Annotated in this window: 9 protein-coding genes; 4 read left to right on the plus strand and 5 right to left on the minus strand. The window is 54.1% G+C overall.

From position 1 onward, the window contains the following. Nucleotides 1-69 precede the first annotated feature (69 nt). The 3 genes from GSQ62_RS06270 to GSQ62_RS06280 all read right to left on the minus strand — a co-directional run bounded on the left by GSQ62_RS06270 (nt 70) and on the right by GSQ62_RS06280 (nt 4,154). The gene (locus GSQ62_RS06270; RefSeq protein ID WP_237587030.1) at nt 70-711 is read right to left on the minus strand and encodes an SGNH/GDSL hydrolase family protein; all 642 of its coding nucleotides are present in this window, start codon (nt 709-711) and stop codon (nt 70-72) included. A 598-nt stretch (nt 712-1,309) separates the two neighbouring features. Then, on the minus strand, nt 1,310-2,641 hold the full coding sequence (gene xylA, locus GSQ62_RS06275; RefSeq protein WP_161888716.1) for a xylose isomerase: 1,332 nt from the start codon (nt 2,639-2,641) through the stop codon (nt 1,310-1,312). Nucleotides 2,642-2,669: 28 nt separating this feature from the next. Beyond that, nucleotides 2,670-4,154 (minus strand): xylulokinase, encoded by a 1,485-nt coding sequence (locus GSQ62_RS06280; RefSeq protein WP_161888717.1) that lies wholly within the window; start codon nt 4,152-4,154, stop codon nt 2,670-2,672. Nucleotides 4,155-4,380: 226 nt separating this feature from the next. Here GSQ62_RS06280 and GSQ62_RS06285 point away from each other — a divergent pair, with 226 nt between their 5' ends. Beyond that, nucleotides 4,381-5,409, plus strand: a complete 1,029-nt coding sequence (locus GSQ62_RS06285; RefSeq protein ID WP_161888718.1) for a LacI family DNA-binding transcriptional regulator — start codon at nt 4,381-4,383, stop codon at nt 5,407-5,409. Nucleotides 5,410-5,517: 108 nt separating this feature from the next. Here the strand turns inward: GSQ62_RS06285 and GSQ62_RS06290 are convergent, their stop codons facing one another. Next, on the minus strand, nt 5,518-6,702 hold the full coding sequence (locus tag GSQ62_RS06290; RefSeq protein WP_161888719.1) for an endo-1,4-beta-xylanase: 1,185 nt from the start codon (nt 6,700-6,702) through the stop codon (nt 5,518-5,520). Between the two features lie 275 nt (nt 6,703-6,977). Then, nucleotides 6,978-8,174, minus strand: a complete 1,197-nt coding sequence (locus tag GSQ62_RS06295) for a CehA/McbA family metallohydrolase domain-containing protein (protein WP_237587033.1) — start codon at nt 8,172-8,174, stop codon at nt 6,978-6,980. A 619-nt stretch (nt 8,175-8,793) separates the two neighbouring features. Between GSQ62_RS06295 and GSQ62_RS06300 the strand changes: the two genes are divergently transcribed. From GSQ62_RS06300 to GSQ62_RS06310, 3 genes are all read left to right on the plus strand, one after another. Continuing rightward, entirely contained in the window at nt 8,794-10,254 is a 1,461-nt protein-coding gene (locus tag GSQ62_RS06300) for a Gfo/Idh/MocA family protein (protein WP_161888720.1), read from the plus strand. A 1,215-nt stretch (nt 10,255-11,469) separates the two neighbouring features. Beyond that, entirely contained in the window at nt 11,470-14,616 is a 3,147-nt protein-coding gene (locus tag GSQ62_RS06305; RefSeq protein WP_161888721.1) for a SusC/RagA family TonB-linked outer membrane protein, read from the plus strand. A gap of 25 nt (nt 14,617-14,641) precedes the next feature. Further along, nucleotides 14,642-16,483: a RagB/SusD family nutrient uptake outer membrane protein gene (locus tag GSQ62_RS06310; RefSeq protein WP_161888722.1), complete on the plus strand. Its 1,842-nt coding sequence runs from the start codon at nt 14,642-14,644 to the stop codon at nt 16,481-16,483. Nucleotides 16,484-16,774: the final 291 nt, after the last annotated feature.

Below are 16,774 nucleotides of genomic sequence, written 5' to 3' on the forward strand. Positions count from 1 at the left end.
TTAGGGTGATGCCTGGCAGGTATAGAAGCGGCTAGCCATCTGACGCCCTCTCCAGTCAGTAAAGGATTTCTAAAGAATGCCTTTTGCCTCCGGAAGCGCCAGCAGCGCCCACTCCCGGTGCATTTTGCCGGAGTAGTGCAGGCCGTCGCTGGCTATATAGGATACATCGGCGGCCGCCGTTCTGGTTGACGGGGTGATGTCGATGAACGTGGCGCCTGTAGCCTGAGTCACTTCTTTGGCTACGGCATTGAAGGCGTCTATCTCCTCCGAAACACGCTGGCGGTCGCGACCCTGCCCGAAGGGGGTGGCGCCCCAGTCCGGGATAGACAGCACCAGCACATTTTTCGGGTTTCCTTTCGCCAGCCGGATGGAGGTTTGCAGCAGGGCGCTGAACTCCGTGCGGTAGTCGGCAAGCGGCAGCCCGCGGTACTGGTTGTTCACGCCTATCAGCAAGGTCACCAAGTCGTAGGTGGGCGCTGGGTCGGCGGAGGCGATGGCGCTGGCCAGTTCGGAGGTGGTCCAGCCGGTGCGGGCGATCGTAACGGGGTCGCTGACAGCCACGCCTTCTGCCCGGAGCATTTCCGCCAGTTGCATGCCCCACTGGTCGGCGGCAGGCACGCTTTCGCCAATGGTGTAGGAATCGCCCAAGGCCAGATAGGTTTTCATGTTGGCTTCGGTCGGAGGCGTCGGGTTAACTGCGGGTTCGGGCATGTCTTCTTTGCAGGCGGTAAAGGTTATCAGCAATAGTAGAAATAAAGAATGGTAACGTCGCATTGGTTTTCATTTGTTTCATCTTTATATACTCTTCCGGGAGGACTGCAGATTTATCGTGCTGGCTATATATGGTGCAATCAAAGAAAGTCAGTTTGCTTTTCGTAATCGCTGCGGTGTATGTACTTGAATCTCTAACTGCATCAAGTTTTGCCTATGCCTTTAACTGCTGTACATCCCACTGGACTCAGTCCTTTTAAGTTTCATAGCTTGTTTTGGTGCTCTCAGGCCGAGAGGCCTCGTTTTCCCTATCGGCTCTGTGTAAGTGAAGCTGCCCTCGCTCCGCTGCGGGCTGCCTCTCTGCGTTCGGCACCGCATCACTTACAAGGCGCCTCAAGGAAAAACTGGAAGACCCTTCACTGCCTGCAGAAATAAATATGGTGCTTCTTTATATGTTGGTGGATTTACTAATTCCAATTTCTGGCTTTACTCAGTTTGGAGGCTAATCTTCGCATTCATATATAACACGCTCCTATATATAAAAAGCGCCCGCTGTCAACCAGCGGGCGCTTTTTATATAGATATGAAATAAAGACGCTTATATATAGCGGTTCACTAAGTTTTCCAGGTATTCCTGTCTGCCGCTCTTTGCCTGCGGCTCACCGCTTTCGATGGCGTACTGGCGCAAGTCCTCGAGTGTCAGTTTGCCTTCCTCGAACGCCTTGCCTTTTCCGCTGTCGAAGGAAGCGTAGCGCTCCTGGCGCACTTTCCTGAAATCAGAGTTCTGCAGGATTTTGTCGGCTGTGATGAGGGCTCTGGCAAACGTGTCGGCGCCACCTATATGGGCGTAGAACAGGTCCGCCGGGTCGGTGGAGTTTCTCCTGATCTTGGCGTCGAAGTTCACGCCTCCGCCCTGCAGGCCACCGGCCTCCAGGAAAATGAGCATGGCCTCGGTCAGCTCGTTCAGGTTGTTCGGGAACTGGTCAGTGTCCCAGCCGTTCTGGTAGTCGCCGCGGTTCGCGTCCACCGAACCAAGCACGCCGGCATCGGCGGCCACCTGCAACTCGTGCTGGAAGGTGTGTCCGGCCAGCGTGGCGTGGTTCACCTCGATGTTGATTTTGAAGTCGTTTAATAAATCGTGCTGACGCAGGAAGCCGATCACGGTGGCACAGTCATAGTCATACTGGTGCTTGGTTGGCTCCATCGGCTTGGGCTCGATGAAGAACGTTCCCTTGAAACCCTGCTTGCGGGCGTAGTCTTTTGCCGTGTGCAGGAAACGGGCCAAATGCTCCTGCTCGCGCTTCATGTTGGTGTTCAGCAAGGTCATATACCCTTCACGACCTCCCCAGAACACATAGTTCTCACCGCCAAGGGCAATTGTCGCATCCAATGCGCCTTTTACCTGCGCGGCTGCGTGGGCCAGCACATGGAAGTCCGGATTCGTGGAGGCACCGTTCATATAGCGCTCGTGCGAGAACACGTTGGCCGTTCCCCAAAGCAGTTTCACGCCGCTTTCTGCCTGCTTCTGCTTCGCATACTCCACCATGGTCTGCAGCCGGCGGTCGTTTTCTGCGACGTCGTTGCCATAGTCCACCACGTCCACATCGTGGAAGCAGTAGTAGGGCATTCCCATTTTGGTGATGAACTCGAAGGCGGCATCCATTTTCGCTTTGGCGCGCCCGATCACGTCTGAACTCTCATCCCAGGGGAAATGCATGGTAGGGCCTCCGAAAGGGTCAGAGCCGTTGGCATTGAAGGAGTGCCAGTAAGCCACCGAGAACTTGAAATGCTCTTTCAGGGTTTTACCGGCCACCACTTTGTTCTCGTCGTACCAGCGGTACGCCAGCGGGTTGTCCGACTCCGGCCCCTCGTACTGTATCTTTCCTATTCCTTTAAAGAATTCTTTTTCTCCTATCAGCGGATTTGCCATAGCTTTATAATTTAATTGTTGTTGATATTTATTTCCTGTTCAGTTGGTCCAGCAGCAGCGCTTTCCACTCCTGGTATATAGGCTCAAATACGGCGGTGGCCTGCGGCTCTATCAGCTTCACCGGCCGGAAATTGCTGAAGGCCTCCTCCGGCGATTCGAATACTGTCGCACCGATACCTGCCCCTAACGCCGCCCCTACGCTTCCGTCGTTCATATATAGCTCCACGGGAACGTTGGTGGCATCCACAAAAGCCTGCGCAAACAGCGGACTCAGGAACAGGTTGGCCTGCCCCGCCCGGATTACCTGCGGATTCATGCCGTTCTCGCGCATAATGTCCAAACCGTAGCGGAAGGCAAACACGATTCCCTCCTGCACCGCCCGGAAAATGTGCGCCTGCGTGTGCAGGTTCAGGTCGATGTTGAGGATATGCGCCCCTACGATTTTGTTGTTGAGCATGCGCTCTGCCCCGTTGCCGAAGGGCAGGATGCGCAGGCCGTCGCTGCCGGCAGCAATCTGCTGCGCCGCCTCGTTCATGGCGGCATATCCCTGGCCCCCGCCCACGTTGTTTTTCACCCAGCTGTTGAGGATGCCGGTGCCGTTGATGCACAGCAGCACGCCCACCCGCTTCTCGTTTGTTTCGTGGTTCACGTGCGCAAACGTGTTTACGCGCGACTGCTGGTCATATACCAGCTGGTCGCTCACGCCATATATAACCCCGGAGGTTCCCGCCGTGGCCGCCACCTCGCCCGGCTTCAGCACGTTCAGCGACAGCGCGTTGTTGGGCTGGTCGCCTGATTTGTAGGTAACAGGTATGCCTGCTTTCAGACCCAGTGCGGCGGCTATATCCTGCTTTACCTTGCCGTGCTCCGAAAAAACGGGCTTTACTTCCGGGATGAGCGCCTTGTCGAATTTGAAATACTGGATCACGTCCTCTGAGAGCGCATCCTGCTTAAAGTCCCAGAACACACCCTCCGACAAGGCCGACGGGCTTGTAGTGATATTGCCGGTGAGCTTCATGGCGATGAAATCGCCGGGCAGCATCACTTTGTATATGCGGCTGTAAGTTTCGGGCTCGTTCTCTTTTACCCACGCCAGCTTGGAGGCCGTGAAGTTGCCGGGCGAGTTGAGCAGGCGCGACAGGCTTTTGTCGTGCCCGATGGCGTCGAAGGCTTTGTTGCCGATCTCCACGGCGCGGCTGTCGCACCAGATGATGGAGTCGCGGAGCACGCGCTGCTCTTTGTCTACCACCACCAGGCCGTGCATCTGGTAGGCGATGCCGATGGCGCTGATGTCCTGCGGGTTGTAGCTGCCGCTGGCGTTCGCTTTGGCTATCGCCTTCTGCGCGTGTTCCCACCACATCTCCGGCGACTGCTCGGCCCAGCCGGGCTTTACGGAGGTGATGGCCGACTCCGTGTCGGGATACTGCGCGGCGGCAACGGTTTGCTGCGTCTGGGCGTCCACCACCGACACTTTTATGGAGGAAGTGCCTATGTCTATTCCTAATAACAACATATATGCTATGGTTTGAGTAGCTTATCCTTTGGATTCCTCTTCTTTTCAGGAAGAAGCCAGGTTCTATGCCAACGTTGGCATAAATTTGAAAAGTTTTGTTTACATTCACAAGTGTTCACTTACTTATTCTTTTCAGATGGCCGGTTACGGCCTGCTATATTTCAACCTGTGGAAAGAAAGAAGCCTTACATTTGTTCATCTCTGTTTTTGATTTGAGTAGAAACCGTTGAAAAAAGTCACCATACAGGACATCGCCAAAGAGCTGGGCATTTCCTTCTCCACTGTGGCCCGGGCACTGAATGACCACCCGGCCATCAGCGAGGCCACCAAAAAAGCGGTGCGGGAAACGGCGCAGAGGCTGAACTACCGCCACAACAAACTGGCCTCTTCCCTCCGCTCCGGCCACAGCAACACCATTGGCATCCTCGTTCCCAGCCTGGATGTCAGCTTCTTCAGCTCGGTAGTGCACGGCATCGAGAAGATCATGAACGAGAACGGATACAGCATCCTGCTCTACCAGTCGAACGAGTCCTATGAAAGCGAGAAGAAGGGCATCGAGACGTTCCTGAATTCGAGGGTTGCGGGCATCATCGCCTCTGTGGCGAAGGAGACGACACGGCACGAGCATTTCACAGAGATCAAGCGGCGGCGCATCCCCCTCCTGTTCTTCGACCGCGTGGTGGAGGCGCTTCAGGTGCCTTCCGTTACGATAGACGACTACAAAGGCGGTTTTCTGGCGACAGAACATCTGATAAAGCAAGGCTACCAACGCATCGTGCACATCACTGCCGTGCAGACCATCGGCATCTTCAAGGAAAGGCTGAGGGGCTATATGGATGCCCTGAAACTCTACGGGCTGCCCGTGGACGAAAGCCTGATCCTGTACGGAGACTTCTCGCTGGACTTTGGCCGCCAGTGCATCCGGGAGCTGCACCAGCATCAGGTGGCCTTCGATGCCGTCTTTGCCCTGGAGGACTTCACGGCGATGGGCGTGCTGCAGCAACTGTTGGAGTACAAGATACGGGTGCCGGAGGAAGTGGGTGTGATCGGTTTTGCCAACGAGTCGTTTGCCGCGCTGGTCACGCCGGGGCTGTCCACCATCGACCAGCAGACGATTCTGATGGGAGAAGCCGCCGCTGCGCTTTTTCTAAGGATGCTGAGGTCCGAGGACCTGTACAACAACCTGCCAAAACGCATCGTGCTGGACCCGCACCTGATTGCAAGAGCCTCCACCGCGCGCCGGGCTTCTTCTTAGACGCACTATATATAATATACCCGCGTCACCGCGAGCGGAACCAACTCTCAACAAACCCTCCGGGGCTTTTCTCATGATGATGGAAAGCTCCGGAGGGTATCGCAAATGTTATTGGTGGTTTACAGCCGCTTTCATGATCGCCTCAAAGGCGGGCTTTGGCTGGTACTGGCGGTCAAACACCATCGGGTAGCTCGTGCGGCCCCTGATCGGCCAGTTGTTCAGCCAGGAGTCGTTGTCGGTCACGCCCCAGAAGGTGACGCGGTCAATTTTGTCGCTGTGCTTCAGGAACAGGCCGAACAGCTCCTCATAGCGCGCCGTCAGCTGCTGCTGCACGGAGTCGGGCAGGCCGTTGGTATAGACGTTGTACTGCTCATCGGCCTCGAACGTGGCGTCGATGTCGGCGCCCTGGCGGTTGCTCGGGTTGGGCAGCACGTCAATGTCCAGCTCCGTGAACGACACCTTCACACCCAAATCAGCAAAAGCCTGGATGCTGGCCTCAATATCCTCCAGGGAGGGCGAGTTCAGCCCGTAGTGCCCCTGCATCCCGACACCGTCCACCTTGATGCCTTTCTCCTGCAGGCTGCGCACCAGGCGCACGGCCCCCTCGCGTTTGGCTGGCTTCCAGAGGTTGTAGTCGTTGTAATACAGTTCCATCTCCGGGTCGGCCTGGCGGGCGAACTCAAAGGCCTTCTGCAGGTAATCCTCCCCGATAATCTGGAGCCACTTCGACTGGCGCAGCGTGCCGTCGTCGTTCAGGGCCTCGTTCACCACGTCCCAGCTGTCGATTCTGCCTTTGTAGCGCCCGGCCACCGTTTTGATGTGGTCTTCCATGCGCTTGAGCAGCACCTCCCGGCTGGCAGGCTGGCCGTTTTCATCCTCAAACACCCAGTCCGGCGTCTGGCTGTGCCATACCAGCGCGTGCCCCACAATAAACATATCGTTGCGCTCGCCCATGTCCACGTATTTGTCGGCGGGCCCGAAGTTATATACCTCCGGCTTCGGGTGTACCCTCTCCCACTTGAGCAGGTTCTCGGGGCTGATGGTGTTGAAGTGCCTTTCGATGATGTCGATTCCCTTGCTGTCTTCATCCAGAACGTGCGCCCCGTTCAGCGCCGCGCCTATATAGAAGTCATCCCGGAAGGCTCCCTTCAGGGTGGTGGGAGCCGAGGCAGTAGCCGGGGTCTGCTGGTTTGCTGTTGCCTGCAAAGCGGAGGCCTGGTCCAGGCTGGTGCAGGAAGCGGCCAGGCAGGCAACCAGCACCGGCGCGGCAATCAGTATTTTATATAGTTTCATGGTACGCGTGCTTTGGTATATATGGTTTAGTGTAATGTTCCTGCAAATAGACACGCTATATAACACTGTTTGTTGCACAACAAACAGCCCGCTCCTTCGGCTTTCGAAGAAATTTTCCCCTCTGTGCAAGCAAAATGCATCGGTTTCAGGTAGCAAGGCTTTTTCTATCGCATCTAACGGATTGCCATAGACTTAAGATATGCAATCTTCTATGGAGCGTGCTGGTCAGCGCTGCCCGGGTGTGTACGATGTATGTGGTACGAGCTCAAGGAATCCTATTGCAGCGTGACGGGCTGTATCCAGGCGGTTTCCAGGTCGCCTGCCTTGTAAGGGTTTTCCTTTAGCTTCGAGGAGATGACCTTGGCCCGCACAAAGAGGTCCTTCTTCCTGAGTTTGTATTCTCCCGCGGTGCCTTTCACTTCTTTCAGCAACTCGCCGCCCTGCTCTATCCCGTCCGCTTTCTTATCCGCCCCCCAGAACTGTATGGTATAGCTAACCCCTGCCTCGGGCTTTACTTCGATGCGGAGTTTCTTTCTTTCAAATGCAACCTCACGTAGCTCTACCCCCGTGGTAGCGTAAAAATCTCCTTTTTCCATTGCCGCTATCAGCGCGGCCGGTGTCAGTTCTTTTGCTCTTACCATTATCCAGCCCCTGCCCGGGTTGCTCAGCCCCACCCTGAACTCCCCATGATGGTGCGCGTCGTCCGTGGCCAGGCCATATAGCAAGGGCTTCCCAGCTTTGATGTAGTGTATCAGCAGTTTGTCCCACAGCTCCTCCATTCCCATGGCTGTTGAGTCACCGTAGTTATGCACCTCCGGGTGCCCGTTATATACTTCAAAAAAGCGCTCGCCTTTCAACGGAATCATATCCTCCAGCTTTATGGCATACCTGAAGTTGGGATGATTGATGTGCGGGAACATCGGCTTGCCGGTTCTCTCCCGCTGTGCATACACTTCATCCAGGTTGTTCTGCATGACCTCCGTCACGCTGTTGCCGCCCTGCGGCTCCACCAGTTCCTCCACATTGATGGCGCCCATATGGATGGGTTTGCCTTCGTAGGCATCAGAAATCTCTTCCGCCTGCATGATCAGAAACCTGCCGTCTTCGTGAAACAGGGGCTTGTATTCTGCAAAAGTCTTCAGTTTCACGCTTATCTGGCCTGCGCTGTCTGTCTTGTAGGTTACCCAATCGTCCCCATACTTTTCCAGATATGCCTTAAAGCGGCGCTGCCGGAACGGATGAGACGGGATCTGCTTCCATTTTTCTCCGGCAGCCAGCGTATTGTGGTCCGACAGCGCAATGAAATCATACCCGTTGGACTTGTACCACTCCATGATCATTTCCGGGAAGTCGTCGCCGTCGCTCCAGTAGGAATGGGTGTGCATGTTCCCCTTGTACCACTTGCCGGACGTGCCTTGGCCCCAGGACTTTGCAGCGAAGAGAGACAATAGAAACAGAATCAATAACCGCATGCTTTCTCTATATAAATGAAAAACTGAGATGGCACTATATATCCCTACGCCTTGCTAACCCCGCTTTCCGGACGCCTATCTATATCACTGGCTGGTGGGAATGCAACCGATACCACTGTATAGTTAGCACAATCATTTATATATGCAAAAAATTATTCTAATAAAGTGTCTGCTACAGCCTATATAGCCTGGGCAGGCATTGCTTGCTTTAGGCACGAAAACAACAATCAAAGCCATTATATACAGCTATATAGCATCTTCCTCAATTATTTTTATATCCAAAGGAGGAAAATAAAATTCTTTGCCTATATTTAAGCAATCGATAAACATGACTGCTGTCAGTCCGGTACCAATGGCAGGATCATCTTAAAGATAAACGGGGAGTTACAAGCCAAAATTGGGCCGCTATCCGGATGCTTGTAAAGTGATTGCTCAATTACAGACCTTCTCTTTACAGGAGTGCCACTCCCTTGTGTTTAGGAACACATCAGAATGACACAGAGGCTGCCGGTACAGGTTGTGGAGGCTTTACTTTGGCAGCGGTTGGATGAACACCTGATTCCAATGCCGCGAAAAGCGCATTTATATAATTTGCTCATTTCTTAAAGGAAAACACCTTATGGATCCAATCAACAGTTCCGGGACACCGCCCGCGCTGGGCAAAGCCCTCAACAGAAGAGATTTCCTCAAGTCGACAGCGAAAGGCGCCGTGCTTACCTCCCTGGCAGTCGTCGGTTTTCCCACCATCGTGCCGGCTTCCGTGTTCGGCAAAAACGCCCCCAGCAACAAAATCAATATCGGGCAGATTGGCTGCGGCAGGATCGCCCGCTCCCACGACCTGGCAGAAACTTTCAAGTACGACCAGGCCCGCATCATGGCGGTCGCCGATCTGGACCGCAACCGGCTGGCGGGCGGCAAGGAGCTGATAGAGGGCTGGTACGACAAGAAAATGGGCAAGAAGGGATATATAGATGTCAAAACCTACGACAACTACCAGGATCTGCTGGCGAACAAGGACATCGATGCAGTCATTATCAGCACACCGGACCATTGGCACGCCCAGCCTGCTATTGAGGCGGCCTTGGCCGGAAAGCACATCTACCTGCAGAAGCCGACCTCGCTGACGATAGAGGAAGGGCGCATGATGAGCGACGCGGTTCGCAAGTCGGGCGTGACTTTCCAGTTGGGAAGCCAGCAGCGCTCCGTGAATCCGTGGCCGCAGTTCAAAAAGGCATGCGAGCTGGTCAGGAACGGACGCATCGGGAAACTCCACACCGTGCACATCGGCCTCCCCTCCGACCCGGCGGGCGGAGAGACCACGGAAATGCCCATTCCGGACAACCTGAATTACGACATGTGGCTGGGCTCCACTCCCTACGTCTATTACACAGTGGATCGGGTACACTCCCAGACGGACCCGTATTCGAGGCCGGGCTGGCTGCGCTGCGAGCAGTTCGGCGCGGGCATGATCACCGGCTGGGGCGTACACCACATCGACATCGCCCACTGGGGCATGGACACAGAGCTTACCGGCCCGATAGAAATTGAGGCGCAGGCAGAGTTCCCCAAGAAAGGGCTATGGACGGTGCACGGGGATTACGAAGTGCAGGCCAAGTACGACAATGGCGTGACCATGCTGATGAGCAGCAAGAACCCGAACGGCATTAAGTTCGAGGGCAGCGACGGATGGATATTCGTGACGCGGGGCAATGTCGGCGTCACCTCAACAGACCCGACCTCCGGCGGCAAACAAAACGAGGCCTTTAACGCAAGCGACCCTAAACTGCTCACTTCCAAGATAGGGCCCAAAGAAATACACCTCTATGAGAGCCCCGAGCAGCACGGCAACTGGCTCGACTGCATCCAGAGCAAAAAAGAGACCATCAGCCCGGCCGAGATTGCCCACCGCTCCTGCAGCGCCTGCCTCCTGGCGCACGCAGCCATGAAAACGCCGGGCAAACTGTACTGGGACCCGAAAAAAGAGCTTTTCAAGAACAACGAGGAGGCAAACAAACTGCTTTCGAGGCCGCAGCGTTACCCATATGGCACAAACTATATCAAATCGGTGGGGAGAAGCTAAAGCATGAAGAGGAGACAGGGTGCGGACCGCTTAACAAGCGGCCCCCGCTTCTCCAGGTAGTGGCAGGCTCCTTCCGCTGTTCAAGCACTCCTTTAGCATCTGTCTGCACAAACGGTCGCTAAAAAGCGAAACCCCGGCGTCGGCTAAGGACCGCTGCAGGCGACTCGTCGCATTGCGCATCTCCTCCACCTGTTGTGCTTGCCAACTGGCCGGGTATTCAGGCAAGGCGCTGCCGGCGGCATTCGAAGAAGTACTTGCTCTCCTGCCATATATGGCTACTCGCTGCTGCTGCCTCATGTCATCCGGTTCTGCAAAAACACCTGCAATCGTGTGCATGGGTTTTGGAGCTAAAGGCTGTTTGTGCGCCTATATACCACTGGATAAAACGTTGGAAGGCCACCGCCAAAGCCCATATATATAGGTGTACAGCTACTACCAGTATGCTTCAGATTAATACAGTATAGCCACGGCACTCTTCCACGAACCTGACCTTTGCTGTATGTCCCTCCAGCCTGCCTGCAGATGTGGGGAGGGCAAGCACGTATCACCGGATTGGCTGGCCGCCATCTTCTAATACTTTGTCTTTATGCATGTTACAACTTATATTCTTGGGTGTGGTTATCCGATAGCTCTAAACCTTCGGGAAGGTTATGCGCAGCGGAACTAGCTGCTAAAAAATCAATTTCTTTTTTGGGATAATGAAATAATTAGTTACCTTCCGTTCTGAGCACATATTGATTACCCACTTACCTAAGGCTTATATATAGAGAGGGCTTTGTGCAGCCTTGCTGCCGGGATGGTTTTTTACGCATAGGTGTGCCCCCGGCTATATAGCAACGGCGTAAGCCGGTCAGCAAACTTAGAGACATCAATTGTCTCTCCATATATAACTACAAGAGGTTGAAGGGATTACAGCCAATTAAAAAGAGCTGTGAACTGCCCCTATTCTTGTAGCATACATCTAGCTTCCATGCTTAGCCGGGTATAAACCTGGGCTAACAGCCGGGCTAATAAACTTTCATAGATCACTAACCACCTGAATACCAGCAGGGTAATGCAGACAAAACTTATATCGCCTCTACTCTGCAATCGATTCCAGGAATTGAATGGAATTCAGGCCAAAACGCAGCCGGTTTATAGCTTCTCCTTGCTCAGTTCAGCCCCTCGGGGCACCAAGTTTACCAGTATTTTTTCAACCTCTAAAATGCATTGCATATGGTAATTTTTACAAGATTTTCTGTTGCAGTGGCCTTGCTTTGCCTGACGGGGGTGCCCGTGAAGGCAAAGCAGCCAGCCGCCGCAGAGGGCTACAGCCCCGGCATTAACGCACAGGCAGACGTTGTCATTCAGGGCAAGGTCACGTCCAGCCAGGGAGACCCGCTGCCCGGGGTAACCGTTGTGCTGAAAGGCACCACCATCGGGTCAACCACAGGGGTAGACGGCTCTTACTCGCTTCGCATCCCGGAGGCATCGGGCACCCTTGTTTTCTCTTATATAGGATTTGTGGGCAAGGAAGTCCCTGTGGCAGGTGAAACCACCATCGATGTGGTGCTGGAGGAGGATGCCGAAGCGCTGGAGGAAGTGGTGGTGATCGGATATGGCACCCAGGAAAAGCGGGACCTTACCGGTGCGGTTTCACAGGTGGATGCGGAGCAGCTGGCAAATGAAAACCCCAACTCGGTGCAGGACGTGCTGCGGGGCAACATCGCCGGTCTGAGCGTGGGGCTCGACGTTTCGGCTAAAGGCGGCGGCAGTTTGCAGGTGAGGGGGCAAAACTCTCTGAATGCCGGCTCCAGTCCCCTGTTGGTTGTGGACGGCATTATATACTATGGCGCCCTGTCCGATATCAACCCGAACGATATTGAAACCATTGATGTACTGAAAGATGCAAGTTCAACGGCTGTATACGGCGCCAAGGCGGCTTCCGGGGTTGTTCTGATCACGACGAAGAAAGGATCGGAGGGCAAGCCCGTTATCAATGTCGATGTGAGCGGCGGCCTGGCCACCATGAGCGTGGATGAACCGGTGTACGGCCCGCAGGAGTTCATCGCCTGGCGGCAGGACGTACAGCGGGCCCGGAATGTGAATGCCGCACCCTATTATTACAGCGACCCCAATAGCCTGCCATCGGATGTGCCCCTGGAAACATGGCTGGACGGCGCCGCAGGCGAGCCAACGGATGTGTGGCTGCAGCGGCTGGCCCTCAACCCCATAGAAATAGACAACTACCACGCAGGAAAAACGGTGGATTGGTACGATATGGTGTTCCAGAACGGCCTGCGCCAGGACTATAACGTAAGCCTTTCGGGTAGAAATTCCGGCGTGTCCTACTACATGTCGCTTGGGTACCTGGACAACGAAGGGATAGTGGTTGGAGACCAGTTCGAAACCATTCGCAGCCGCATTAACCTGGAAGGGAAAGTCAATAAATTCCTGACAGTAGGCTTGAACACACAGTTTGCAGACCGTGACGAGAGCCAGGTGCCAGCGGATTGGGGTAGGATAGTAAACAATTCGCCCTGGGGTTCTGAATTTGACGAAGAGGGCAATTACCTGCTAAGCCCGGTAAATGAGCCCGGAGGCGGCTCCAGGCATCCGTTCCTGGACTTGGCCTATACAGACCGTTTGCAGAAAACCACCTCGCTTATCTCCAGCCTCTATGCAAAAGTGGCCTTGCCGTTTGGCGCCACCTACCAGGTCAACTTCTCTCCCCGCTTCGAGTGGTACAGACGCTTCAACCACCAGTCGTCAGCGCACCCGGATTGGGGCAAGGTGGGAGGCATGGCATCCAGGCGAGAAATGCAGACCTATAGCTGGCAGCTGGACAACCTTATAAAGTGGAAAAAAGAGTTCAATAACATCCATGAATTCGACCTGACGCTGCTTGCCAACGCCGAGAAATTCCAGACCTGGGACAACACCATGAGCAATGAAGGCTTCTCTCCGGGAGACCAGTTGGGATACCACAACATAGGCGCCGGTATCCTGCCCGAGATATCAAGCAATGATGAATACAGCACCGGCGATGCGTTGATGGCCCGCTTGTTCTACTCCTTGAAAGACCGTTATATGCTGACGCTTTCTGTCCGCCGCGACGGCTACTCTGCCTTCGGCCAGTCCAACCCGAGGGCCACTTTCCCTTCGGCAGCGCTGGGCTGGATATTTACCGACGAAAGCTTCATGAAGTCGGCCACCGGGCTTAGCTGGCTGAACTATGGAAAGCTGCGCTTCTCGTGGGGTGTGAACGGAAACCGCGACATAGGCCGCTATGTGGCCATGTCGGATTTAAGTACCGGTAAATATCTGCACGTGAAGCCTGACGGCACTGTTTATCCCGTTGCTCAATTGTATGTAAGCAGGATGCAAAACCCAAGGCTACAGTGGGAAAGAACAGAATCCTATAATTTCGGCTTTGATTTCGGGTTATTCAACAACAGGATCGACGGCAGTATTGAAGCCTACAAGTCCTCTACCACAGACTTGCTGGTAGAGCGCTCCTTACCCGATGTGATTGGTTTTGACTGGATATATGACAACCTCGGGGAAATGGAGAACAAGGGGATAGAGGTAGCTTTGAACTCCCGTAATGTGACCAGCAACAACTTTTCGTGGAGCACCTCCTTCAACTTCTCCCTGAACAGGAACGAACTCGTGCATCTGTATGGCGACATGGAAGATGTATTAGATGCGAATGGCAACGTGGTAGGGCAGCGGGAGCAGGACGACCCCTCCAACGGCTGGTTTATCGGGCATTCCATCAGTGAGATATGGGGGCCACGCATAATCGGGGTGTGGCAGCAGAATGAGGCCGAGGAGGCAGGCAAGTATGGCGTTTCGCCAGGCGATTTCAAGGTGAAGGATGTAAACGGAGACTACCTGTATACGGACGCAGACAATGAGTTCCTGGGCAACACCAGCCCCCGGTTCAGGTGGTCCATGCGAAACGAGTTTAACATCTTCAGAAACATTGACTTCTCCTTCATGCTCTACTCTTATTGGGGGCATATGAACACCTTTAACCAGGCTAAGAACAACAGCGGATTCCTGGACCGCTCCAGCTCCTACATCATGCCTTACTGGACGCCTGACAACCCGCTGAATGACTATGCAAGGCTCTATTCCAGCAACGGAAGCGCCAGCTTCAACGCCTACCGCAAAAAATCATTCATCCGGCTGGACAATATTTCCCTGGCTTACAATTTCCCCAAGCCGCTTGTGGAGAAAGCCAACATTCAGGGCCTTCGGGTTTACATGACAACCCGCAATGTCGGCTACTACGCGCCGGACTGGTCGTTCTGGGATCCGGAGAACAGCGGGCCAACTCCCAGGACCTATACCCTGGGGATCAACCTGACCCTATAATTCTTTAAGACAAAAAAGCTATCATATGAAAAGTATATATATAAAGTCAATCTCCACCTTGCTCCTGACAAGCATCTCTACTTTTGGGCTTACCAGTTGTGAGGAAGAATTCCTAGAGCCGAAGCCCCTGTCTTCTTATGCCCCTGAACATACCCTTACGAACGCAGCGGGTATGCAGGCGGCATTGGTGGCTGGCCTGCGGAACATGCGATATGAGTGGTATGGCGACAGCCCGCCCATTGTTACAGAGCTTATCTTTTCGGATGTGGCAGTGGAGGGCACTACCGACAAATCAGGTCCGGCACAGGACCTGAACCTGCAGATCACGCCGGACGCCAACCTGAACAGCACGGACACGAACAAGATAGGCTGGTTTTGGTACGAAGGCTTTAAGGGTATAAAGTATGCCAACTCGGTCATCACCAGGATTGATGAGGTAACGTTCGAGTCAGAGGAGGAAAAAAACGCCATTCTGGGAACTGCCTATTTCCACCGGGCCTACCGGTACTACAGGCTGGTCCACCAGTTCGGGGACGTGCCCTTGGTATTGCAGGAGTTTGAAAAACCTAAGCTGGACTTCTATACCACAGACCGCAAGGTGATCCTGCAAAAGATGAAAGAGGATCTGGAGTTTGCGGAGCAATGGGTACCAGAAACTGCTGACAGAGGGCAGGTTCCGAAAGGGGCGGTCAGCCATTTGCTGACGAAGGTGAACCTGGCCTTAGGTCTGTTTGATGATGCCATCGCGTCGGCATCGAACGTGATAAACGGCCCTTACAGCCTCATGACCAGCCGTTTCGGAGTAGACAGAAACGACCCGGCCAAAAACGTGGTTTGGGATCTGCACCGCCCCGAGAACAAGGCGCTCAGTGACAACCGGGAAGCCATCTTGTTGGTGATTGACAGGCTGGCGCTGGAAGGCAATCTTGATGGCGGTATCCAGAGCATGCGAAATGCGGTTCCTTACTGGCATAGCAGCGTGTTACAGACACCCGGCGGTAATAAAGGGACCAGCGATAAAGTAAACATACCCATTGACCAGGTCAGTAAATACGGCAGGGGAATCGGCAGGGTCCGCGCAACCTGGTATTCTACGCACGACTTATGGAAAATGGATGACACGGACCTGCGCCATGCCGAAGGAAACTGGATGGATATGGAAGACCTGGTTTATAACAATCCTGACCTGGTGAAAGCCGGTGACCCCTGGTATGGCCAAAACCTGCAGAAGTTCAGAAGCGACGGAGCCCGGACTACCGGCGACACCATCCGGACCTGGTTCTCCTGGCCGCATTACAAGCTATTCGTCTCCGATCCGGAGCGGGTACAGGCTGCCGGCGGCCATACTGACTGGTACGTGTTCCGGCTTGCCGAAACCCTCCTCCTAAGAGCAGAGGCTTATTATTGGAAAGGCGATCTGGCCAGTGCGGCAGCTGATATCAACGCCGTGAGAACCCGCGCCGAGGCGGTGCCCATCACTGAGGCCGATGTGAACATCGGAACCATCCTGGATGAGCGGGCGAGGGAACTGTACTACGAGGAACCCAGGAAAACGGAGCTGACGCGTATGTCCTATATCTTTGCCATGACGGGAAAGCCTGCCTATAACGGCAAGTCCTACAACCTGGAGAACTTCTCCCAGGACAATTTCTTCTATGACAGGGTGATGGAAAAGAATGAATTCTACAACAAGGGCGTTATGACCATCCACGGCGACGAGTATACCATGAGCCCCTACCATGTGCTGTGGCCTATCCCGAGGAATGCGATTGTTGCAAACACCCAAGGGCAGATAAATCAGAACTTTGGTTATTCAGGCTACGAGAACAACCTTCCTCCTCTTACCGATATACCGGAGCCGGAATAATTATATGTAAAAACGCCCTGGTATATATACCGCTCTGGGGCTACAGTTAAATTATCCCTAAAAAGAAGGCCTCTGAACTTTGTACTTCGGAGGCCTTCTTTTATATCCTCCGTTGGGTTTCCCGCCAGGTATGGGCGTTTCATTTTACCTGTTCTGGCACAAATCTTTAGGTTCGTGGCTTGTGGGGAATGCGGTGTCTACCCGGAATGCCTCGGGGAGGCCAGCAATAGTAGATACGAGCGTAAACGATCGCGCCATATATAAGTAGTCTGACAAATTTAATTCACACTA

It is taken from the genome of Pontibacter russatus (genome assembly GCF_009931655.1).
Classification (GTDB): domain Bacteria; phylum Bacteroidota; class Bacteroidia; order Cytophagales; family Hymenobacteraceae; genus Pontibacter; species Pontibacter russatus.

Excerpts from the sequence above, each read along its gene's own strand:
- GSQ62_RS06295 (WP_237587033.1), bottom strand. The coding sequence starts at position 8,174 with ATGCGGTTATTGATTCTGTTTCTATTGTCTCTCTTCGCTGCAAAGTCC.
- GSQ62_RS06280 (WP_161888717.1), bottom strand. The coding sequence starts at position 4,154 with ATGTTGTTATTAGGAATAGACATAGGCACTTCCTCCATAAAAGTGTCG.
- GSQ62_RS06270 (WP_237587030.1), bottom strand. The coding sequence starts at position 711 with ATGCCCGAACCCGCAGTTAACCCGACGCCTCCGACCGAAGCCAACATG.
- xylA (WP_161888716.1), bottom strand. The coding sequence starts at position 2,641 with ATGGCAAATCCGCTGATAGGAGAAAAAGAATTCTTTAAAGGAATAGGA.
- GSQ62_RS06305 (WP_161888721.1), top strand. The coding sequence starts at position 11,470 with ATGGTAATTTTTACAAGATTTTCTGTTGCAGTGGCCTTGCTTTGCCTG.
- GSQ62_RS06310 (WP_161888722.1), top strand. The coding sequence starts at position 14,642 with ATGAAAAGTATATATATAAAGTCAATCTCCACCTTGCTCCTGACAAGC.
- GSQ62_RS06290 (WP_161888719.1), bottom strand. The coding sequence starts at position 6,702 with ATGAAACTATATAAAATACTGATTGCCGCGCCGGTGCTGGTTGCCTGC.
- GSQ62_RS06300 (WP_161888720.1), top strand. The coding sequence starts at position 8,794 with ATGGATCCAATCAACAGTTCCGGGACACCGCCCGCGCTGGGCAAAGCC.